Raw genomic sequence first — 24,206 nt, forward strand, 5'->3', positions numbered from 1 at the left:
CTTTACTCAAATAATGTTGAGGACAAATACCTATCGCCTCTATCACAAATGATAGCTACAATAACCCCTTCATTTATTTCCTCTGCTATTTGCAAGGCACAATATACAGAACCACCGCTACTCATACCAGCAAACACACCTTCTTCTTTGGCAAGTTTTATGGTAGTATTTTTTGCTTCTTCCTCAGACACATCTACCACGATATCCACCTTTTTCGGATTAAAAAACTTAGGTACATATTCTGGTGACCACTTTCTAATACCTGGTATTCTAGCCCCATCAGCTGGTTGTGCACCAACAATAGTCACATTACTATTCTGCTCTTTCAAATAAGCAGAAACACCCGTTATGGTTCCCGTGGTTCCCATAGCCGACACAAAATGAGTGATTTTTCCGTTAGTAGCTTCCCATATTTCAGGACCTGTAGTTTTGTAATGTGCTTTCCAATTATCGTCATTTTCAAACTGGTTTAAAAGCACATAGCCTTTTTCATCTCTTAGCTTAAACGCCAAATCTCGTGATCCTTCAATACCAACGTCGGCAGGGGTTAAAATAACTTCTGCACCATAAGCACGCATGGTCTTTACGCGCTCTTCGGTAGAATTTTCAGGCATGATTAACACCATATTTATACCTAATAATTTTGATATAAAAGCCAATGCAATCCCTGTATTTCCACTAGTTGCTTCTACTAAAGTTCCTCCTTTTTTTACATCCCCTCGCTTTATTGCTTCATTAATCATATTAAAGGCTGGTCGGTCTTTTACGCTTCCGCCCGGGTTATTGCCCTCTAATTTTAAAAATAAACGAACGCCTTTTTTATTGATTAGATGTGTTGCTTCTACAAGGGGGGTATTGCCAATTTGGCCAATGATACTATTTTCGAATGCCATTCTTCTTGGGTCTAATTTTAATCTCAGTTTGATAGGTTACTAATGAATTTTCTGGAACAGATTCTGTAATCCAAACATTGGCGCCAATAATACTATTTGCACCTATTACAATATCGCCTCCTAATATGGTTGCATTGGCATAAATACAAACATTAGCTTCTATTGTTGGGTGCCGTTTTGTAGAAGCTAAACTTTTAGCTACAGAAATACCGCCTAATGTAACACCCTGATAAATTTTTACACCTTTTCCAATAATAGAGGTTTCTCCTATCACAATACCTGTTCCATGATCTATATAAAAAGACTCGTCTATTGTGGCTCCTGGATGAATATCAATTCCTGTTATGCCATGAATATATTCACTCATCATTCTAGGTAAAATATAAACACCCAATTCATGTAAAGCATGACTTAACCGATAAATTGAAATGGCATGAAATCCTGGATAAGCCATATATATTTCTTCTAAACTATGTGACGCAGGGTCATTTTTTTCAAAAGCTATAGCATCTAAATCTAGTTTTCTTCGTATTTCGGGGAGCTCAGTTTTAAATGCCTCCCAAATAGATAATCCGTTTTCAACTTTAAGTTTTAAAAGGATTTTCAAAAATGTCGTTTCTAAATAGTCTTGATGTTCCACTTCTTGTTCGCAATCAAACAACGAATAAAAGAGTCTTTTTGTAAAGGTCTTTACTGTATCTTTCAAACAAACATTATAACTTTTCATATATGTGTTGGCTTTTTTTCTGTTTATAAAAATAGTCTGTAAATATTTATAAACTTACTTTTTATTGTAAAAACTAAAATCCTGCAAGATGTTAAATAATCTTGCAGGACTGTACTATTATCAATAATCTAAAAATTTAATTTATAGCTTGAACTACAGCTTTTGGCGCTTCTTTTCTTGACCCGTCAAAACCATCAATTCCACTTACGGTTGTATATTTCAAAACGTACTTTTTACCAGGATTGATAATTCTATAAGCTGCCTGACACATTAACGTAGCCTCATGGAAACCACAAAGAATTAATTTTAACTTCTCAGGATACGTATTCACGTCTCCAATGGCAAAAATACCAGGAATATTGGTTTGATAGTTTAACGAATTATCTACTTTAATGGCATTCTTTTCAATCTCTAGTCCCCAATTTCCAATAGGTCCTAATTTTGGTGACAATCCAAATAATGGAATAAAATGATCGGTCTCAACACGAGTTGCCTCCCCTTCTTTAACATAGGTTACCGCTTCGATATTACCCTCACCATGAAGTTCAGTAACTTCTGCAGGTGTTATTAAATTAATTTTTCCTCCTTGAGTTAGTTCTCTAACTTTTTCAACCGAATCTAACGCCCCTCTAAACTCATTTCTTCTGTGAATTAACGTTACTTCTGAAGCTACATCAGTTAAAAAGATACTCCAATCTAAGGCAGAATCACCACCTCCAGAAATGACAACACGCTTATTTCTGTAAAATTCAGGATCTTTAATAATGTATTCTACACCATTATCCTCATAATCTACTATGCCTTCAATAGCTGGTTTTCTTGGTTCAAAAGATCCCAAACCACCGGCAATAGCCACCACTGGCGCATGGTGCTTTGTGCCTTTGTTTGTGGTTACAATAAAAGAACCATCTTCTTGTTTATCAATAGTTTCGGCACGCTCACCCAAAGTAAAACCTGGCTCGAATTGCTTGCCTTGTTCCAACAAGTTTTTGGTTAAATCACCCGCTAAAATCTCAGGAAACCCAGGAATATCATAGATGGGTTTTTTAGGATAAATCTCTGAACACTGGCCACCAGGCTGTGGCAATGCGTCAATTAAATGACATTTTAGTTTTAATAACCCTGCTTCAAAAACGGTAAATAACCCAGTTGGTCCTGCTCCGATAATAAGTATATCAGTCTTGATCATCTTATGATTCTTTTTTTTGTATTAATCCTTTTGTGAATTCGTTAAGTGTTTCCACTTTTTCTTCAAAATCACCTTTTATTGTTTTTCTGTATTCGTTCAAATTTTTCACTAAATCGTCTATGTTTTCAGGAATTACTTCCTCAAAAAATTGCCTTAAACGTTTAGCGGTAGTTGGCGATTTTCCATTGGTAGAAATAGCCACTTTTACATTACCTTTTGTTACAATCCCTCCCATATAAAAATCACAATATGGTGGATTATCAGCCACATTTACCAAAATGCTTTGTTGTCTACAATGCTTATGTACATTCAGGTTGACTTTTGGCTTGTTGGTGGTTGCCACCACAATATGTTTTCCTTTAAGATGTTTTTTCTTGTACTTCTTTTTAATTAAAGTTACATCACCAGTCTTGGCCAAAGCTATAGTTCCTTCCCTAAACATTGGGGATACCATTGTTACATGTGCATCGGGGCTCGATTTTAAAAGAAACGTTAATTTTTCTTCGGCAACAAAACCACCACCTACAATAAGCACCTGTAAACTTCTGGCTTTTAAAAAAATAGGATACAAATTATTTCTTTCTTCCATATCCTACTTTTCTGCTATCTCATTATAAATAGAACTCAATGTAGCACGCTCTTTTACCACATCACCAATAACAATGATTGCTGGTGATGATAATTGTTTTTCTGCAACAATACTTTCAATAGTATTTATGGTTCCTATACCTACATTTTCATCTTGTCTAGTTCCATTTTGAATAACAGCCACAGCCGAATCTTGCTTGTTTGCTTCGGAAAAAATCTTTACAATCTCACCAAGCTTACTCATTCCCATTAAAATAACTACCGTGGCGTTTGATTTGGCTGCCAAAGCTACATCACTTGACAATTTATGCTTCTTCGTGGTACCAGTAATGACCCAGAAACTTTCGGAAGCACCTCGTTTTGTTAATGGAATACCTTGATAAGCTGGCACCGCTACAGACGATGATATACCTGGCACTACATAAGTTTCCAATCCAAATGCTCTTACATAATCTATTTCTTCAGCACCACGCCCAAAAATAAAAGGGTCACCACCTTTTAATCTTACTACATGTCCTTTTTCTTTTGCTTTTGAGACAATCAATTCATTGATTTGTTCTTGCTGAAATGCATAACACCCCTTACGTTTTCCCACAAAAATAAGCTCCGTATCTTGAGAGGTATATTTTAATAGATTTTCGTTTATAAGCGCATCAAAAAGTATCACATCGGCAGATTCAATAGCCTTAATAGCCTTAAGGGTTATTAAATCTTCATCGCCAGGACCTGCGCCTACAACCGTTAGTTTGGGTGTTTTCAAGTTCATTATATAATTTTAGACCGCTTTTGCAGCATTAGTTTCAACTGCTCTGAAAGCTCTTACTTTTTGTAAAAACTGATTTGCTTGTTCAATATATTTTGATGCAAAGTCTTCAGAAGGAGCAAATTTATTAATTTGATACACTAATTCTGAAAAAGAAACGTTGCCCAACTCAATTTTTTCACTTTCAACAAAAATCTCATCAAATTGTGCGATAATACCAGCATGGGTATTTGTTTTCTTGTTTTCTGCTAATAATAATGCTTTTGCTGAATTTACCAACGAGCTATACGCATGATAAATAGCACTTGAATACACTTTATTTCTTAAAGCTTCTTTAGCATTCTCAATTTTTTCTTCGCTCTCTAAAAATAAGGTAGCAATTAAATCAATGACCACACCAGCACATTCCCCTATACCAATCTCTTTTACATATTTCTCTTCCGTACCCCAATCAATAAAATCACTTTCAGTTAAATTACTAACATCTTGTAAATCTTGTAAAAAGTCATAGAAATACCTTTCACCTTTTTCTTTATAGTACGCAACAAACTTCTTCCCTTTGGCATTAGCCTCATAATCATTCAAGATTCTCCTTAAAGCTTCGGGTCCTCTTCTACTTGGTACCTTCACCACTTTATCTGCAAAAACACCATTTCCATCACCTAAATTACCGCCACCTAATAATACTTGTAATGCGGGAGCTACTAATTTATCTGGTGTACGAACAGACATTCCTTGAAACCCAATGTTGGCCATATTGTGCTGTCCGCAAGCATTCATACATCCACTAATTTTAATCACTAAATCTTCGTTGCTTAAATACTGTGGATATTCTGCTTTTATAACGCGCTCTAATTCATCAGCAATTCCAGTACTACTTGCAATACCCAAATTACAAGTATCTGTACCTGGACAGGCTGTGATATCAACCGCTTTGTTATAACCTGCTTCAACAAACCCTAATTTTTCTAACTCATGATAGAAAAATGGCACTAGTTCCTCTTTTACATAAGGAATCAATATATTTTGACGTAATGACAAACGAATTTCTCCCGCCGCATAATTTTCAACTAAATCTGCTAAAAGCCTTGCCTTATCCGTGTAAAAATCTCCTAAAAGCACCTTTATACCTATAGCCACATACCCCTCTTGTTTTTGAGGCACTAAGTTTGTGCTTTTCCAAGTTTCAAAAGCTTGCTCATCTTTGATAGTAACTTCTGGAACATTAGATACCACAACTGGCTGAGCATATTCATAGGCATCAGCATCAATAGCTACTGATTTTAAGGCTATAGCATTTTGCTCAGCTTCAACTAAATTTTTAAAAGCCTCTAAACCAATATCCTTAATTAAGAATTTCATACGCGCTTTGGCTCGGCTTTTACGCTCACCATAACGATCAAAAATTCTTAAAACACCTTCCATTACTGGAATGATTTTATCCGTTGGTAAGAAATCAAATAACACATCAGCGTGACGTGGCTGTGATCCTAAACCACCTCCAAGCAATACTTTAAAGCCGCGTTGTCCTTCTTGTATTTTAGCTATAAAACCAAGGTCATGCAAGTATGACAATCCCGTATCGTCATCAGAAGCTGAGAAAGACACTTTAAACTTACGCCCCATTTCCTGACAAATTGGGTTTCTCAAAAAGAACCTAAATAGAGCATCCGCATAAGGAGATACATCAAATGGCTCATTAACATCAATACCAGCAGTTTCACTAGCTGTTACGTTTCTCACGGTATTACCACAAGCTTCTCTTAAGGTAATTTCATCTCGCTCAAGTTCAGCCCACAGCTCTGGCGTTCTATTCAAGTCTACATAATGAATTTGAATATCTTGACGTGTTGTGATATGTAATCGCCCACGAGAATATTCATCAGATACTTCTGAAATTCTACGTAACTGATTACTTTTCACTTTCCCATATGGTAATTTAATACGAATCATTTGTACGCCCTCTTGACGTTGACCGTAAACACCACGTGCTAAACGAAGGCTTCTAAATTTTTCTTCATCAACCTTACCGTTGTGAAAAAGCTCAATTTTATTTGCTAAATCGATGATATCTTTTTCAACTACTGGATTTTCTATTTCTGTTCTAAAACTTTGCATTCCTCTGCTAACCTCCCAACGGGAAGGAATTTGTTAGTTTGACTATATTATTATTTGTTAAGCTGCTTTTATTCTATTGGATAAATCCCGCGCCAACGGTATTATTTGACTGCGGATCAATAAGAATAAAAGACCCATTAGTTCTATGATTTTTAAACTGATCATAAAAAATAGGTTTGTTCAATTTAAATGATATTGAAGCAATATCATTAACACCTATACTTGTTACACCTTCTTCAATGCCTGAATAATCAGGGTGAATTTTATGATTAATCTTATCAACCTTAGCCAATACTTTATTAATCCCATGTTGAACAATGTATTTGCCACCTGTATTTAATTGGGTAGCATCCATCCAACACACATTCGCTGTAAACTGTTTTTCAATAGTTGGTAAATCACCATCCTTAACAATCATATCACCTCTACTTACATTGATATCATCTTCTAAAGTGATGGTTACTGACGAACGTCTTGAAGCCGTTTCATATTTTTCATCATAGAAATAAATCTCTTTGATTTTTGATTTGGTCATTGATGGTAACACCACAACGGCATCACCAACGCTTAAATTTCCTCCGTAAACTTTACCAGCATAACCTCTAAAATCATGGAATTCTTCTGTTTTTGGACGAATCACATACTGCACTGGAAAACGCGGAGTACCTGTATTAAAGATATCGGCTTTATCTAATTGCTCTAAATGCTCTAGCAAAGCTTCGCCTTTATACCAAGGCATTTTATCTGTGGTGTTTACTACGTTATCACCTTTTAATGCACTAATGGGAATAAACGTAATTTTTTGTCCTTGATAATCACGCTTACTCATTAACGCTTCAAAATCGGCTTTAATTTTGTTATAAACCTCTTCAGAATAATCTACTAAATCCATCTTATTGATAGCAACCACTACATCTTTTATTCTCAATAAATTATTGATAAAAAAGTGACGATTAGTTTGCTCAATCACGCCTTTTCTTGCATCAATTAATATGATTGAGGCCTGTGATGTTGAGGCTCCAGTAACCATGTTTCTGGTATACTCTACATGACCAGGAGTATCGGCAATGATATAACTTTTCTTCTTGGTTGAAAAATAGATATGCGCTACATCTATAGTAATACCTTGTTCTCTTTCAGCAACTAAACCATCTGTTGCTAAAGAAAAATCTAAGTAATCATAACCACGTTGTTTACTTGTTTTTTCAATAGCCTCTAACTTATCTGTAGTTAAAGATTTTGTATCATAGAGAATACGTCCTATTAACGTACTTTTCCCATCATCTACACTTCCTGCTGTTGCTATTTTTAATACTTCCATTTTATACTGTTGTTGGTTGTTGGTTTCTGGTTAGCAGGTTTCCCTATTAACCTTTTATATTCAACAACTTATATTATAATTTATTTTTTTGAAAATGTTTGCTTATTTAAATTACCTTTAATAGATAACTAACAACCATTAACCATTTTAAAAATACCCTTGTTGTTTACGTTTTTCCATAGCTGCTTCAGAGCGTTTATCATCTATACGTGCGCCACGCTCTGAAATAGTCGATTCTCTAATCTCTTCAACTACCTTATCAATAGTAGACGCTTCTGACAACACCGCTGCTGTACAACTCATATCCCCTACCGTTCTAAAACGCACCATTTCTTCAATAACCTCTTCATGATCATCTCTATAAACCACATCATCTTCCGCCGACCAAATCATACCATCTCTTAAGAATACTTTACGTTTATGTGCAAAATATATAGAAGGAATTTCAATGTTTTCTTTCTCTATATAAGACCATACATCTAACTCGGTCCAATTTGAAATTGGAAACACACGAACATTTTGCCCATGCTCTATCTCTCCATTCAACATATCAAACAACTCTGGGCGCTGATTTTTTTCATCCCATTGACCAAAATCATCACGTACAGAAAAAATACGCTCTTTAGCTCTAGCCTTTTCTTCATCACGACGTGCACCACCAATACAAGCATCAAACTTAAACTCTTCAATAGCATCAAGAAGTGTTGTAGTTTGTAACATATTTCTACTAGCATACCTTCCTGATTCTTCTTTTACCTTACCTTGGTCTATAGAATCTTGCACATTTCTTACAATTAATTCTAAACCTAACTCTTCAACCAATCGGTCTCTAAATTCTATGGTTTCAGGAAAATTATGTCCTGTATCGATATGCATTAAAGGGAATGGCACTTTTGCTGGATAAAATGCTTTTACAGCCAATCTTACCAAAGTAATTGAATCTTTTCCTCCTGAAAATAACAACACAGGTTTTTCAAATTGCGCTGCAACTTCTCTCATAATGTATATCGCTTCATTTTCTAACGAGTTGATATGTGATGTATCTTTATTCATAATTGTGTTTCAATTCGCTTTCGCGGAACTATTTTTTATTGATTAGGCGTGTAAACCACACTCTCTATTTGCTAATGCTTTGGTTGGATCAAAATATTTAAACTCATTAGGAAGGCTATTCTCTTTTAAATACCCATCTAATTTCTCATCAGACCAAAAGTAAAACGGACTTACCTTTAAAACACCATCTTTACTTAAACTAAAAATCCCTATGCTATCTCTAAATGCGGTTTGCCCCTGACGTAAATTTGTAAACCAAACTTTAGGTTTATGCTCATCCATAGCTCTTTTAAAAGGCTCTAGCTTCACCTGCTCAGTAAACAAAGCATGTTCAGGATCATCAACAGCAGGTATTCCCAATACTACATCTCTATGCGCCGAAGTTTGCTTTGGGACATACAAAAACACATTTAGATTTAAATCTTTTATCACCTGCTCTGCATGCCTGTATGTTTGTGGTGTATTATATCCTGTATCACACCACACGACTGGCAACGTTGCTTCTACCTGAGTTACAGCATGCAATATTGCCGCTTCATACGGCCTAAAATTAGTAGTCACCACCGCTTTTTGACTTAACTCAAGTGCTTTTTCTACAATTGATTTCGGCGTCGCCTCTTTAAACGCTTTGTTTAACTCTTGTATTTGATTCTCTGTAAACATTGTTTAATTTTTTATTTTCCCCACTTAATAGAATTCCAAACTCGTTCATGGAAAAAGTATAACACCATTTTAGTGATTAATTCAATACCTCCTATTGAAAAAGCCAAATCTAATTTACCCGTTATTATCCAAGAAATTAATACCGTATCTAAAGTTCCTATTGTTCTCCAGCTAAGTGACTTTACAACACTTCTTAGCGGTTTTTCACTAGTAGTATCCTCTTTATACGTAGACTTTTCTTTACTTTTTAATAACATTTGTCCTATCATTTGTCGTTGAATTATATTAATCCTATCAGTTTAGTAGGGATTACAAAAGTAATACTTTTTTTTACTTTACAAACTCTATTTTTTAATTTTTAGATTTTTTGTGTTTTTTTAAGTAATACGCAGGAAACTTTTTAAGAGAATAAAAGAAAAAATGATTATTTGCTAATTTATTCTTCAGACAAATCGGCTAAGGTTGTGTTTCTAAACACTTTAAGTGTGCTATCTCTAACCTCAATCATTAATTTATGTACACTACATTTATGCTCATCAGGGCAGTCATCACACTTTTCATAAAAGTTTAAACTCACGCACGGCACCATAGCAATAGGCCCCTCTAACACTCGCATAACATCGGTCATTTTTGTTAGCGCGGGAGATTGTCTTAAATAGTACCCCCCGTGCTTCCCTTTTTTTGAGCCTAAAATACCCGCTTTTCTTAACGTTAGCAGAATCCCTTCTAGAAACTTTGGCGGAATACTTTCGCTTTTGGCTATTTCACTAACTCGTACTGGTTCGTCTCCTTGTGTTCTAGCAATAAAAGTTAAAGCCTTTAGTCCGTATTTCGTTTTTTTAGATAGCATGTCTTTAAGATAACTTTTTTAAAGCCTGTTCAATATCAGAAATAATATCATCGATATGCTCTAAACCAAGCGAACAACGCACCATTCCGTCAGTTATACCCGCTGCTGCTTTAACATCGGCCTCAACCTTAGCGTGTGTAGTACTTGCTGGATGTGTTACAATGGTTCTGGTATCCCCTAAATTGGCCGATAGTGAGCACATCTTTATAGCATCAAAGAAAGCACGACCGCCTTCTAAACCACCTTTTACTTCAAAAGCTACGATACTTCCACCTAATCGCATTTGTTTTTTGGCTATGTCATGTTTAGGATGCGATTTTAGAAACGGATATTTTACCCATTTTACCTTTGGATGCGACTCCAAATACTCGGCAAGTTTTAATGCATTTTCACAATGCCTATCTACCCTTACTGCAAGTGTTTCTAATGATTTGGACAACACCCAGGCGTTAAAAGCACTCATTGAAGGTCCTGTTAGTCTTGAGAATAAATATATTTCGCGAATCAATTCTTTTTTCCCTACAGTAATACCACCAAGTACTCGCCCTTGTCCGTCCATTAATTTCGTGGCCGAATGGATTACTAAATCAGCACCAAATTTAATAGGGTTTTGCAAATATGGTGTAGCAAAGCAATTATCAATTACTAACAACAAACCATGCTTTTTACAAATAGTGCTTAAAAATTCTAAATCTAAAACATCAACTCCCGGATTGGTAGGTGTCTCTGCATAGATAAACTTTGTATTAGGTTGAATTAAATTTTCGATAGTTTCCACCTCATCAATATTGAAATACGAACATTCAATATTCCATTTTGGGAAATACTTGGTAAACAAACCATGAGTTGCTCCAAACACAGAGCTGCACGACACCACATGATCACCTGCATCAAGCAAGGTAGCAAAGGTTGAAAACACAGCAGCCATACCACTTGCAAAAGCAAAACCAGCTTCTGCACCTTCCATCAAACATACTTTATCTACAAATTCATTGACATTAGGATTGCTGTATCTACTATATAAATCACGTTGTTTCTCTTCTGCAAATGATGCGCGCATTTCTTCTGCATCATCAAACACAAACCCCGAGGTTAAGTATAACGGCACCGAATGTTCAGAAAACTGAGTGGTTTCTGATTGTGTACGAATAGCTTCTGTTTCAAACTGCTTTTTACTCACTTTACTTTTTTTATGATCAATACAATTGACCTATTTACAAGACGACATAACGTCTAAATTCATTTTATTTTCGATAATCTTAAAATATCTCCAAAAACACCTCTAGCAGTTACCTCGGCTCCTGCTCCAGCTCCTTGAATTACAATAGGCTGTTCACCATATGATTCTGTAAATATCTCAAAAATAGCATCAGATCCCTTTACATGTCCCAGGGTGCTATCTTCTGGCACTGAAACTAATTTCACCTCTAAAACACCTTTATCTTGAGATAAATCACCAGACAAATCACCCACATAACGTAGTACGTGCCCCGGTTTTTGTTCGTCTTTTAGTTTTTGATACCTTACATCCAGCACTTCTAATTGCGACAAAAATTCTGCTACAGAAATGTCTCTATAAGCTTCTGGAATAAGATTTAGCACCTCAACATCTTCAAATTCATTTTGTAAATCTAATTCTCTAGCCAAAATTAGTAATTTTCTCGCTACATCATTTCCTGAAAAGTCTTCTCGCGGATCTGGCTCGGTAAAACCCTTGTCTACTGTTTCTTTAATAATGGCACTAAATGGCTTTTCTTCTACCGAAAAATTATTAAACAAGTAACTTAAGGTTCCTGAAAACACGCCTCTAATACGTGTAATATTTTCACCTGATTCGTGCAATAATTTAATGGTATCAATCAAAGGTAATCCTGCTCCAACTGTGGTTTCATATAAATATTCCTTATTATGCTCTTTTAAATTAACGCGTAAATTGGTGTAAAACTCATGAGAAATCGTGTTAGCAATTTTATTGGATGACACCAAATCAAAACCAGCTTCAACCAAAGGTATGTAGTTTTGATAAAAGGTAGAACTCGCGGTATTATCAACCGCTATTAAATTTTCTAAATGATGTGTTTTGGCAAACGCTATGATATCGTCAATTGAATTTTCAATAGATGACTCTGCTATTTCTTCTTTCCAATTTTCTGAAACCCCATCTTTATTTAAAAGCATTTTTTTAGAGTTAGCTATTGCAAAAACGTTAAGATGAATACCCTTTCTTTTCTCAATATCTTCCTTAGACTTTAAAATTTGATTGATTAAAGCCCCGCCTACACCTCCATGACCAAAAATGGCAATGTTTATTTTTTTAGAAATACCAAAAACTTCACCGTGAATCACATTAACCGCTTTATGCAATTGGTTCTTTTTCACCACCAAACTTACATTCTTTCCTGTTACTGTGTTATTAAAAAGTAACGGTGTAATCTGATTTCTAATTAAAGCATTGAACGGTTTATGAAACGAGCTCAATTCAATACCCACAATGGAGATCACAGATACGTCATCAACCACATCAATTTTATTCACGTCTTGCGAATAAAAATCACTCTCAAACTCCCTCTCAAGCGCCAAAACAGCTTGTGTAGCTTGATCTGCATCTATAATCAACCCTATACCCCGCTCTGAAGACCCTTGAGACACTATACTCACACTGATACCATAATTGCTTAAAGCTCCAAAAATTCTAGCGTCAACACCAATTTTACCCAAAAGCCCTCTTCCTTCAAAATTCAATAACGCCACATTATCAAGAATTGATAATGAAGTTACTTCCTTAGTACTTGGTCGAGCTGTAATTAAGGTACCTTCATCTTCAGGATTAAATGTATTGAGTATTCTTAAGCTGATATTTTTCTCAACTAAAGGAATGATGGTTTTGGCGTGCAATACCGAGGTTCCAAAATTAGCCAACTCGTTGGCTTCACTGAATGACAATTCTCTAATCTGTTTGGCATCAGAAACTAAATTAGGGTCGGCTGTGTAAATGCCGTTTACATGTGTATAATTTTGAAGCTCATCCGCATCTAAAAAATTAGCAATTAAAGCCGCTGTATAATTACTGCCATTTCTGCCTAATGTAGTGGTTTCATTTTTCAAATTTGAAGCAATGAAACCTGTAATTACATTTACCGAATCTTTATGTTTTTTGAAATATGCCTGCGTGTTTTCCTTTGAAAGTTTTGACAATGGTTGCGCATTGCCAAAAGCTTCATCTGTTTTTATTAAATCTCTTGAATCGGTAGCATGTGCGTTAACTCCGCGCTCATTCAAGATGGTTGTGATTAGTTTTACAGACAATAGCTCGCCCTGTGCTAAAATATTATCTTTGGTTTTTTTACTATAATCACGTAACAAACTAACACCTTCAAAAAGCTGATCTAAAACAGAGAACTCTTCTGAAAAATCGACTGATTTTAAAGGTTCAATCTGATAGGTTTTAAAAGCCTCTAAAGCTTCTTTATATGACTTTCCTTTTAAGGCTTTATTTAAAATAGCCTCTAAATCATCGGTTGCCGATCCTCGTGCCGAAACCACTACACAGATACGATCCCCATTTTTTACCTTATTCTCTATGATTGAAAGTACTGTTTCTAATCCTTTTCCATTAGCTAGAGACTTACCCCCAAACTTTAAAACTTTCATGCGTTTTCTTTTTGAATCAGGCACAAAAATGCCTTCAATTATTTTCTCCAGTTGCTCATACTCCATTAAAAAGGCATCATGCCCATGCACCGAATGTATTTCATTATAAGTCACATTAGGATGTGTTAATGCCAGCTGCCTATGAGTTTCTCTATTCTCTTCTGCTGTAAAAAACAAATCGGAGTCCACCCCAATAATATGAATATTAGCCTTTATTGTATCTAAAACATTGAAATCTTCTTTTCTTCCTTTGGTTACATCAATGGTTTTAAGCAATTGATTCATGAGTTTATAAGCCGAAAGCTGAAAACGTTCCTGTAACCTTTTGCCATGGTGCAATAACCAACTCTCCACATTAAAAATCTCTAAATCATCATTTATAGAACGGTGGAAGCGTTCTTTAAAAGATTCTGGGGTTCGATAACACAACATGGCATGCATTCTAGCATCATGTACCGGATTTTTTGAATTCAGCAAAAACTGCTCTTGAATTTGACAGTTGGCAATCAACCAATCGGTAGACTTCCAATCGGTAGCCACAGTCACCAAATTCTCAGTAAAATCTGGTTTATTAACGGCCATTTCCCAAGCTATACCCCCACCTAGTGAGCCACCTATGGTAGCAAACACTTTAGGAATATTTAGTTTTTCAAGACCTAACAGAAATATATTAGCCACATCTCTAGCTACAAAATCCTTATAGTTATCAATGATGAAGCTATCATAACCATTTCCTGGTATATTAAACGCTAAAATAGAATACAACTTGGTATCTATCACTTTATCATCACCAATTAAATCCTTCCACCAGCCATCTTTACCTGCCACATTACTATTACCCGTAAGGGCATGGTTCACTAAAACTATAGGTGCAGTACCTAATGGTTTACCAAACACCTGATAACTCAATTTTATTTGAGGAATGGAAACTTTACTTTCAGTAACAAAGTTTTCAAGAATGATATGTTGTAATGGCGTATCCACTAATATTCAAATTACATTTAACCTGTTTTACTTTGCAGCATCAAACAAGTTATTAATAGTTATATTTTTTCAAAAGCCTGCTTTAAATCCGCTTTTAAATCTTCAATATCCTCAATCCCAACAGACAACCTGATTAAATCTGGCGACACACCTGCCGAAGCCTGAGCCGCTTCATCCAATTGTTGATGGGTGGTACTTGCCGGATGAATAATCAATGATTTTGTATCTCCTATATTAGCTAACAATGAAAATATCTTTGTTTCATCTGCTACGGTCTTTGCCGCTTCAAAACCTGCTTTTGCTCCAAAGGTAACAATTCCGCTTTGTCCTTTAGGTAAATATTTATCTGCTAAAGCTTTATATGTACTACTTTCTAATCCTGGATAATTTACCCATGCCACTTCAGGTTGAGCCTCAAGCCATTTAGCCAACTCTAAAGCATTCTTACTATGCTGCTTGATTCTTACAGGTAAGGTTTCCAACCCTTGAATGATATTAAATGCATTTGTTGGACTTAAGGCGCCACCAAAATCACGTAATCCCTCTAAAATCAATTTGAATGTATAGGAGGCAGCCCCTAAAGTTTCATAATATTTCAATCCGTGATAACCTGCTGAAGGCTCTGTAAATTCCGGAAAATTCCCATTGGCCCAGTCAAAAGTTCCAGCATCAATTATTGCGCCTCCTAACGAAGTACCTTGTCCCCCAATATATTTGGTTAATGAGTGAATAACAATATTTGCGCCGTGCTCAATTGGATTTAATAAAGCTGGTGTTGCCACTGTATTATCTACAATGAAAGGAACGCCTGCTGCTTTTGACACTTCAGCTATTGCCTCTAAATCTAACACATCTAATTTGGGATTTCCTAAGGACTCTACAAAAAAGGCTCTTGTATTATCTTGAACGGCATGTTTAAAATTTTCAGGGTTTGAAGCATCAACAAATGTGGTTGTGATACCTAATCGCGGTAACGTTACGCTTAATAAATTGTATGTTCCGCCATACAAACTACTTGAAGCCACAATATGATCTCCTGCCTTTAACAGCGTTAACAAACCCGTTGAAATCGCTGCTGTACCAGAAGCAAATACTACCGCACCAATACCACCTTCAAGCGCTGCTAAACGTTCCTGTAAAATTTGATTGGTAGGATTATTTAATCTTGTATAAATAAAGCCTAATTCTTGTAGTGAAAACAAATTAGCCGCATGTTCTGAATTATTGAACACATACGATGTAGTTTGATAAATAGGAACCGCTCTTGTTCCGCCAGTTGCACTAGTTTCATGTCCTGCATGAAGCGCGTTTGTTGCAAATTTTTGTGTACTCATTTTTCTAATTTTTTTTGAGTTAATAATTTAATTAATTCAAAAGTCAAAATGCACCTTTTTATAGATGTACTTAATAGAAAAATGTTATAAAGAATTTTAAAATTGCTAAGAGCAATTTTATTATGGTTATCTATCCAAACATCGATAAATGAATCAATATTCAAGTAGAATTTAGCACCTTCTTTAATAAGTTTAAAGGGTTGCTAAGGTTTCATAGGGTCTAATCCCTCCGCCTTTCTTGATAACATCTCAGTAAGTCTTTGAACTTTGTAATTGCAAATATTCGTTCAGAAAAATTAATTTCCAAATTTTTTCAGGTGAAATTTTAAATTTTTGTAAAAATTTAAGAGTTCAACATGCGTTGCTGAAACTTATCTCGAATAATTTGACCTATGGGTTTATTTTCTATTTTAGACTCTAACCATGAGATAATATCTAAATATAAAAACGCACGACTTTGATAAGGATCATCTTCAAATTCCTTAAGTTTTCTATGTAATTTGATGAATTCGTTTTTCACTTCATTCGGATAAATATCCCCCAAACCTCTTAAAAACTTGATAAATTCTTTTTGCACCTCATGCAAATCTTCCATTTTAATTAAAAACTTATAGGTGCTTCTTATTAACACATCAAGATTGTAATCTAATCCTGCTTCATAGTGCGCCACCAAATTCAAAATTCTTGAAAAACACAATAAATCTTCCCGCATTTGAAGCGACCTATTGCTTATAATTTTCTCTAAATAATAAATACATTTTTTATTATCACCAGCCCCAAAGTTCATACACGCCATTTTATAATAAAACACCATAATGTGATGCTCATCAATGCGATCTTTATATACACGAAGACGTTCTAACACCTCATCAACCAAAGGAATGCCTTCTTCAAAACTTCCTTCAATAAAATGTAAGTTAAACTTGTTATTATAAATATATAAAAAGGCTAAACCATCAATATTATCATCGGCTGGAAACCATTTTTGCTGTGTAATATTTTCAAGTTTAAACAATACCTCTTTAAACTTTTCATATTGCCTCAAGTAAAATAACGCTTCCAGCAAATAATGATTTCCTCTTAGAAAAAAGACAGGGTGCAGCACAATCATGTCTTCATTATAATAAAATAAATCCACCCACTTTTTGGCATATTTATAACAGGATAAAAAATCTTGGGTTAAAAAACTATACCACAATTTAGCCTTAAACAACCACAATTTTTCCCTAAAACCTAATTCGTTAATATCATACTTAGGCAATCTATCATTATAATACTCTGTTATACGCTTGGTTTCAGCCTTATTCTTCACATAGCCTGTTTTTAAAAACTGGCCGTATAACTGAAGTGATAAATTAGATAATTTACTAGCCAAAACATTTTGCTGACTTAACTCTTTGGCTTGCACAGACAATTCGTCAGCCCGATTATTTAAACTCCTCGTAATATACTGAGATTCAATAACCTTTTCAAGCTCAACAATTTCATAAGCCACATTTTTCTCTTCATTCGTAATGGCTAAGTTCTTCGCTTTATCTAAAATCTTTAAGCTTTGTTTATAAAGCCCTTTATGATATAAAATGGTTGCAAAATCAAGTTGCTCTCTAATTTGAATGCGAATATCTTGATGAGATGGATTCAAGCGAAGACTTATTAAAATCTGTTTGTATAAATGTGCCTTTAAATTTGAAAGCTGCTGTTTCTTTACAATCCCTTTTTTAAGGATTACGGCTTCATCATAAGATCCCAATTTATCAAGAATATTAAAGAGCATTAAGAATTTTGAATCCTCATTTACCCCTAATCTTCCTACATAAAGTTTAAACTGTCTTTTTTCAGATTTTGAAAGCGACTTAATTAAAATAAACAAATTATCTTTTTGTTCTCTTGTCATAGTTACAAAAACAGATGTAAAACTCTTATTATAAGCTTTTTAACAAAACATTCATTGTGTTTAACATCGTAAAAAACAAATGTAGAATTCCATTTTTACAAAACCAAAATATACATTCGTAAATCAATACGAAAATATATTTTAATAAATGTCTGATAATAGAGTCCAAATTTTTGATACAACCCTAAGAGATGGCGAACAAGTCCCTGGTTGTAAATTGAATACTGAACAAAAATTGATTATTGCCGAACAGCTTGATAATTTAGGCGTTGATATCATCGAAGCTGGTTTTCCAGTATCAAGTCCAGGCGATTTTAAGTCAGTTGAAGAGATTTCAAAAATTGTAAAGAATGCAACCGTTTGTGGTTTAACCCGTTCTGTTGAAAATGATATAAAAGTAGCTGCCGAAGCATTAAAATATGCCAAAACAGCAAGAATCCATACAGGTATAGGAACGTCTGATTCGCATATAAAATTCAAGTTTAAATCGACGCGAGAAGATATCATTGAGCGCGCTGTAAAAGCCGTGGCCTATGCCAAAACGTTTGTAGAAGATGTTGAATTTTACGCTGAAGATGCTGGTAGAACAGATAACGACTATTTAGCGCGTGTTTGTGAAGCGGTAATAAAAGCTGGTGCTACAGTTTTAAATATTCCAGACACCACTGGGTATTGTTTACCACACGAATATGGTGCAAAAATTAAATACTTAAAAGAAAACGTAACTGGTATTGATAAAGCCATTTTATCGTGTCATTGTCATAATGATTTAGGTTTGGCTACCGCCAACTCCATTGAAGGGGTTATTAATGGTGCCCGACAAATAGAATGTACTATTAACGGTATTGGTGAGCGTGCAGGCAATACCGCTTTAGAAGAGGTAGTTATGATTTTAAAACAACACCCTTACTTAAACCTTGATACGGGTATTCAAACCGAAATGCTTTATGGTATAAGCCAATTGGTATCAGACAGTATGGGTATTTATACACAGCCTAACAAGGCCATTGTAGGTGCTAATGCTTTTGCCCACAGTTCTGGTATACATCAAGATGGCGTTATTAAGAATCGTGAAACCTATGAAATTATCGACCCTAAAGATGTGGGTGTAACAGAATCGGCCATTGTACTTACCGCTAGAAGTGGTAGAGCGGCTTTAGCCTACCGAGCCAAAAATGTAGGATACGAGTTAACCAAACTTCAATTGGATGAAATTTACACAGATTTCTTAGATTTTGCTGATAAGAAAAAGGAAGTAGATGATAATGATATTCATAAAATCATTGAAAGCAGCAAGATTTATAAAGAAATTACATCCTCTTAATCGAATATATTTCAATTATTTATAACAATTAGCTAATTTACAAATACATTTTCTCTTTAAAGCACTTTGAATAACCCATGAAATTAAATATTGCTGTTTTACCTGGAGATGGTATTGGACCAGAAGTTACTGCACAAGCCGTCAAGGTTTTGAAAGCCATAGCCATGGAATTTAACCATGTATTTACTTTCAGAAAAGCACTTGTGGGCTCAAGTGCCATGGATAAAACTGGAAATCCGTTACCAGAAGAGACCGTTAACATTTGTAAAGAAGCTGATGCTGTTCTATTTGGAGCTATTGGTAGCCCTGCCTATGATCATGATCCAGATGCCAAAGTAAGACCTGAACAAGGTCTTTTGGGCATAAGAAAAGCTCTTGGTTTGCATACTAATATAAGACCTGTCATAGCCTATGAAGATTTACTAAACAAATCTTCACTAAAAGTTAAGCAGATAAAAGATACAAACCTTGTCATTTATAGAGAACTTACCGGAGGTATTTATTTTGGAGAAAGGCATTTAAGTGACGATGGTAACACGGCTTCAGATGTTTGCACCTATCAGCGTTTTGAAATAGAACGTATTGCTCATGGCGCTTTTAAGGCGGCACAATCAAGAAAACGAAAATTAACCTTGGTTGATAAAGCAAATGTTCTGGAAAGCTCAAGGCTTTGGCGCCGTATAGTTAAAGAAATAGCGCTTCAATATTCTAATGTTGAAGTGAGTTATATGTATATTGACAATGCAGCTATGGAGCTGATTATTAACCCAAGACAGTTTGATGTTATTTTAACCGAAAATATGTTTGGGGATATTTTATCAGAAGAAGCAAGTGTTATTGTAGGATCAATAGGATTATTGGCCTCTGCTTCTTTAGGTGATAAGCATGCCATGTTTGAGCCCATTCACGGAGCTTATACAAAAGCAGCTAATAAAGGTATTGCAAACCCCATTGCCTCTATTTTGTCGGCCGCTATGTTACTGGATCATTTTGGGTTAGATGATGAAGCAGCTCTGGTACGCGAAGGTGTAGATAAATCGTTGAAACTTCATATAACCACTCCCGATTTAAATAACAAATATGACAATATAAGTACTACTAAAGTAGGTGATTTTATTGAAGATTTTATTAATAATCCCGATGAAACAAATCTAAACTTTACTAATATACATTTAGGACAATCCACTATTATTTAATTATTTGAGTTAGTCAACAAACTATTAAACTGAACATAATGGGACGTCCAAAAAAAGCGCATTTTTTTACAAATGCGCTTTATTTTTATACCTAGTACGATATTCTCATATTGAATTCCGTTCACTCAAACTAAATTTAACCTTAATCTTTAATCATACAGCCTAAATTACTCTGGTTTATAGGTTCGAATGTATTCAAATTTAGAAGTTGAACGTGCTTCACTAATAACAGAAGGATCAGTTGTATAATCCTCAACCTGCCCTACTGTCTCTCGCCAAGGTTGTGCCGCAGCCGATATAATAAGATACATATCCTTATTTAAACCTGTGCCATTTGTATAGTTCAACGGATCTATTTCATCAGTAGGTGTTTCTCTTACTAATTCGCCATCAACATAATATTTAAGTGTCCAAGGATCTAACCACAGTATTCCATAATTATGATAATCATCTGCCCACTGTGTTCCTTTTCCATCAGCATAATAGGTTTCTGGCCCTTTGGGTTGATAATCTTGAAACGGATCTCTTATAAACGTATGATGACTTAAATGTAATCTTTTTGAAAAATAATCGTTGTCTTTACTACCATAAGCTTCCAAATTATCTATTTCCTGAGTAGAGTCTTCACTTAATAGCCATACAGCCGTAGCTAACGATGATTCACTTATTTTTGCCCGCGCTTCCATATATAGCGGATATCCTACTTTGGCTTTTGATGTTACACAACCCGTATGCACATTATTACCATCAATAGTCGCTTTATACACAAGTTTACCATCTTGTATTGAAGAATTTTCCGGAGTATAAACCGTTGATGTTGTAGCCGTACCAGACTTTTTAGGTCCTGTCCAGCCATTGAAAAACGAATCTTGCCAATCATCTGAAAATTGAGAATCAGTCTTATCACTATATTCAAACTCATTGGAAAACTCAGGTTGAATAACCCACATTTTTCCATTACCAGGATCTGGTAAAAAAGCAACTGGGCTCGGTGCTTTATCTGTGGTAATATCTTTTTGATCTCCATAAATTGTTTCAGAATTACTAGACAAATAGGCTCTGAAATAGTATTTAGCATTACCTTTTAATTCTGAAATGGTAGTAGTAAAATCATTTGACGTTGATGAAACCACTTGTTTGTTATCATTAATTGTAGGAAGCTCTGTTTCGGCCCAAACGACACCTTGCTCTATGCTCTGAAAATCGTCATTCCCATAGGAAATAGTTCCTCCTACTAAAACGTCTGAATAGACGGCGGTTTTCTCTGGAATTTTAGTATTAACCATTGTTAGAATTGGGGTAACTTCAGGATCATCTTCTGTGGCGTCACTTTTACTGCATGAAGCAAAAATGATTAAACTACAACATAATGTTAGGGGCAAATATTTATTAAGCATAATATATTGAAAAATTATTTTAGTAAAAATACCAACTCAGCTTCAATTACAAGGAAGCTAACACTGGAAAAAAACTAAACTTTCAATAAATTATCCCAATTACCGATGTCTATTTTTACCGATTGAACGAAATTAATGACTCATTCTATAAGAGTACATGCCATAGGTTGTTTCTCTAATTTTTTCAACCAACGCTTCGTAAGGATTATCACAAACATCAACAAGCCCAATATTATAATTTTCACCATCAAACCTTCCAGTGAGCGGTTCATCGATATACTGAAACCAATGCGCACCAATAACTGAAGGGTTTCTTAATGCACCTTGAATGTAGCTTTGATACTTTTCACCTCTATCCTCCTGACTTTCTGCTTTCTTAACACCTGCATGAAACATACCTCTATCAACAGCTCCAAAATGAAATTCACCAATTAAAATGGGTTTATCTACACCTTTTGGCAGACCGATATTTTCTACGCTATACTCATATTTATTGAAGCTCATAATATCCATATACTTGCTTGCTGCCGTTAACACCACATCATTATTAGCCCAAGCAAAACGACAACCTAAATAATTTTGTTTAGGTGCAATTATCTGCAATTCTTCCTTTATGGTCTTAAAATACGTTTCAGCAATTTTTCTATAAAAATCGACTAAATCTGGCATAGCTTTATTCATATCTGGTGTTTCAGTTGATTTAAGCAAAGCTTCCCAGGATTGATGTGACGTTCCCCAAGATTGATTCAAAGCTTGTATAGTGGTATACTTATCTGTTAAATCTTGAACGAAAACATGTTTTGCAATTTGTGTTTCAGGGCTCCTCAACACACCAATGGACAATGATCCCAAATCACCCCAAGACAATTCATTATCCACAAAGTAGCCGATGCACCAAGCATCATAAGCGCCTTCTTTTTGAGATGCCATTGATGCCTTAACAGCCTTTTCAAATTTTGGATCAAACACATCATGAAACCTTCCCCAAAATCCTTCAGATCCTTGAATTTTTGGTGTATTCCTAATCCAAATAGATCCCACATATGCCGTTTTTTGTTGTCTGGTTGTCCAAATATCAGAAACAAATCCAATCGTATTTAATCCCCAGCTCTTAAACCTTAAATGTGCTAAATCTGAAAACTTATACTGCCAATCATAGTCAAACTTTTTAAACAAATTACTCTGATAAAAATTAAAAGATGTATATGAATCTATTTTACTGTAAAACCCATGAGAAGCTCTTCCGCCTTCACCATAAAACTTAGCATACTCGCCCTCTGCTTTTGGTAATGTCTCAAAATAATGTTCTCTTCCTGAAGTCCCTGTATGTGCACTATTTGGAGAAACACAATTCACCCCAGCCGTCCAAAACAAATACCCTTCCGGATCAACCAGCCACCATTTACCTTTGTACTTCTCTGTTCTAAAAAAGCCTGTGGCTTCTAATTTAGGACCACCTGTCCAGCCTCCATAAGTTCCTCTTTCCTCTGGCCCACTCTTTTCCAAGAGCTTTTCTAAATTAACTTCTGCCACTTGTTTTAATTCTTCTTCAGCATGTATTTTTCCCTTCCAATCGTTGTGTTTATATTGGCCAAACTTGTCTACAAATGGAAAAAAACCTGAAGTATCTCGTACTTCTAATTTGCCTTCGGCTCGAATATTATCAATAGTAAATGTATTATTTGATGAGGCATAACGTGAACAAAAGCTTATTTCTTTAATAGCATCAATATCTGTTTTCAATGAACCAGGTATACCCCGCATGCCTTCAACTTTCAATTGAGGCGAAAACACCCATGGTGTCCAGGCTAAATCAACTGTTATTGCCTTTTTCTCACCCGGATTTAAATCTACGTAATCTGAACAATACCATTTAATTAAACCATCTGGATCATCGCCTACAAACATTTCAACTTGCATGTAAGAATCACCAATATTAGCAACATCAGCTTTTACTTGATGGTATCCTTTTAAATCCCAATTTACATTATCTGGTTGTTTTAAAACAATAGTAGGTTTCGACACCTGATGCCCTGTTTTTACCTGTAACAATTTAGTTGTCCCAGACTCAATTACTTTGTATGACGCGTCTACAACTCCTTCTACTTTTAACTGATTCTCTTGTTCAAAATCAAAAAGCACATACTCTTTCGTTTCATCTATTTGCTTCTTACAAGAAAGAAAAACTGAAAAAGAAAATAATAACAAAAAAATACGGTGGTGTATGCTATTCATTTTGAGTCTAATTTAGTTGATGCATA

At 35.1% G+C, this 24,206-nt stretch carries 19 protein-coding genes and 1 riboswitch; of the genes, 2 read left to right on the forward strand and 17 right to left on the reverse strand.

The genetic code is table 11. The annotated features are described in order from the left end of the window. Window positions 1-2: 2 nt before the first annotated feature. The 15 genes from cysM to FGF67_RS04240 all read right to left on the reverse strand — a co-directional run bounded on the left by cysM (window position 3) and on the right by FGF67_RS04240 (window position 18,028). Window positions 3-893 carry a cysteine synthase CysM gene (gene cysM, locus FGF67_RS04170; protein WP_139695212.1) on the reverse strand — a complete coding sequence of 297 codons (891 nt, stop codon included), beginning with the start codon at window positions 891-893 and terminating at the stop codon, window positions 3-5. Next, complete coding sequence (gene epsC, locus FGF67_RS04175) at window positions 877-1,620, reverse strand: serine O-acetyltransferase EpsC (RefSeq protein WP_139695213.1); 744 nt, start codon at window positions 1,618-1,620, stop codon at window positions 877-879. The genes cysM and epsC overlap by 17 nt, the downstream gene beginning before the upstream one ends. Before the next feature lie 136 nt (window positions 1,621-1,756). Next, window positions 1,757-2,809: an NAD(P)/FAD-dependent oxidoreductase gene (locus tag FGF67_RS04180; RefSeq protein ID WP_139695214.1), complete on the reverse strand. Its 1,053-nt coding sequence runs from the start codon at window positions 2,807-2,809 to the stop codon at window positions 1,757-1,759. Window position 2,810: 1 nt separating this feature from the next. Next, window positions 2,811-3,398 (reverse strand): precorrin-2 dehydrogenase/sirohydrochlorin ferrochelatase family protein, encoded by a 588-nt coding sequence (locus FGF67_RS04185; RefSeq protein ID WP_139695215.1) that lies wholly within the window; start codon window positions 3,396-3,398, stop codon window positions 2,811-2,813. Between the two features lie 3 nt (window positions 3,399-3,401). After that, window positions 3,402-4,163, reverse strand: coding sequence for a uroporphyrinogen-III C-methyltransferase (cobA, locus tag FGF67_RS04190; protein ID WP_139695216.1), 762 nt, complete (start codon window positions 4,161-4,163; stop codon window positions 3,402-3,404). Between the two features lie 9 nt (window positions 4,164-4,172). Next, entirely contained in the window at window positions 4,173-6,278 is a 2,106-nt protein-coding gene (locus FGF67_RS04195) for a HEPN domain-containing protein (RefSeq protein WP_139695217.1), read from the reverse strand. A 73-nt stretch (window positions 6,279-6,351) separates the two neighbouring features. Further along, window positions 6,352-7,599: a sulfate adenylyltransferase subunit 1 gene (locus FGF67_RS04200; protein WP_139695218.1), complete on the reverse strand. Its 1,248-nt coding sequence runs from the start codon at window positions 7,597-7,599 to the stop codon at window positions 6,352-6,354. 147 nt (window positions 7,600-7,746) lie between these two features. Further along, complete coding sequence (cysD, locus tag FGF67_RS04205) at window positions 7,747-8,652, reverse strand: sulfate adenylyltransferase subunit CysD (protein WP_139695219.1); 906 nt, start codon at window positions 8,650-8,652, stop codon at window positions 7,747-7,749. A gap of 42 nt (window positions 8,653-8,694) precedes the next feature. Continuing rightward, a complete protein-coding gene (locus FGF67_RS04210) occupies window positions 8,695-9,315 on the reverse strand; it encodes a phosphoadenosine phosphosulfate reductase domain-containing protein (RefSeq protein WP_139695220.1) in 621 nt (206 codons plus the stop codon). Between the two features lie 11 nt (window positions 9,316-9,326). After that, window positions 9,327-9,584, reverse strand: a complete 258-nt coding sequence (locus FGF67_RS04215) for a DUF2061 domain-containing protein (RefSeq protein ID WP_199240653.1) — start codon at window positions 9,582-9,584, stop codon at window positions 9,327-9,329. A 167-nt stretch (window positions 9,585-9,751) separates the two neighbouring features. After that, entirely contained in the window at window positions 9,752-10,165 is a 414-nt protein-coding gene (locus tag FGF67_RS04220; protein ID WP_139695221.1) for an RrF2 family transcriptional regulator, read from the reverse strand. A gap of 4 nt (window positions 10,166-10,169) precedes the next feature. Beyond that, on the reverse strand, window positions 10,170-11,345 hold the full coding sequence (locus FGF67_RS04225) for a trans-sulfuration enzyme family protein (protein WP_139695222.1): 1,176 nt from the start codon (window positions 11,343-11,345) through the stop codon (window positions 10,170-10,172). Between the two features lie 59 nt (window positions 11,346-11,404). Next, window positions 11,405-14,800: a bifunctional aspartate kinase/homoserine dehydrogenase I gene (gene thrA / locus FGF67_RS04230; protein WP_139695223.1), complete on the reverse strand. Its 3,396-nt coding sequence runs from the start codon at window positions 14,798-14,800 to the stop codon at window positions 11,405-11,407. A 59-nt stretch (window positions 14,801-14,859) separates the two neighbouring features. Then, the gene (locus FGF67_RS04235; RefSeq protein ID WP_139695224.1) at window positions 14,860-16,134 is read right to left on the reverse strand and encodes an O-acetylhomoserine aminocarboxypropyltransferase/cysteine synthase family protein; all 1,275 of its coding nucleotides are present in this window, start codon (window positions 16,132-16,134) and stop codon (window positions 14,860-14,862) included. Window positions 16,135-16,257: 123 nt separating this feature from the next. After that, a riboswitch (SAM riboswitch) is annotated at window positions 16,258-16,382 on the reverse strand. Window positions 16,383-16,477: 95 nt separating this feature from the next. After that, on the reverse strand, window positions 16,478-18,028 hold the full coding sequence (locus tag FGF67_RS04240; protein WP_139695225.1) for a hypothetical protein: 1,551 nt from the start codon (window positions 18,026-18,028) through the stop codon (window positions 16,478-16,480). 148 nt (window positions 18,029-18,176) lie between these two features. Between FGF67_RS04240 and FGF67_RS04245 the strand changes: the two genes are divergently transcribed. Further along, a complete protein-coding gene (locus FGF67_RS04245) occupies window positions 18,177-19,352 on the forward strand; it encodes a 2-isopropylmalate synthase (RefSeq protein ID WP_139695226.1) in 1,176 nt (391 codons plus the stop codon). Between the two features lie 77 nt (window positions 19,353-19,429). Next, on the forward strand, window positions 19,430-20,548 hold the full coding sequence (gene leuB, locus FGF67_RS04250; RefSeq protein WP_139695227.1) for a 3-isopropylmalate dehydrogenase: 1,119 nt from the start codon (window positions 19,430-19,432) through the stop codon (window positions 20,546-20,548). A 167-nt stretch (window positions 20,549-20,715) separates the two neighbouring features. Here leuB and FGF67_RS04255 read toward each other — a convergent pair whose 3' ends face one another. Continuing rightward, window positions 20,716-21,945, reverse strand: a complete 1,230-nt coding sequence (locus tag FGF67_RS04255) for a family 16 glycosylhydrolase (RefSeq protein WP_139695228.1) — start codon at window positions 21,943-21,945, stop codon at window positions 20,716-20,718. 132 nt (window positions 21,946-22,077) lie between these two features. Further along, window positions 22,078-24,180, reverse strand: coding sequence for a beta-galactosidase (locus FGF67_RS04260; RefSeq protein ID WP_139695229.1), 2,103 nt, complete (start codon window positions 24,178-24,180; stop codon window positions 22,078-22,080). Window positions 24,181-24,206 lie beyond the last annotated feature (26 nt).

The organism is Allotamlana fucoidanivorans (assembly GCF_006265225.1).
Taxonomy (GTDB): Bacteria; Bacteroidota; Bacteroidia; order Flavobacteriales; family Flavobacteriaceae; genus Allotamlana; species Allotamlana fucoidanivorans.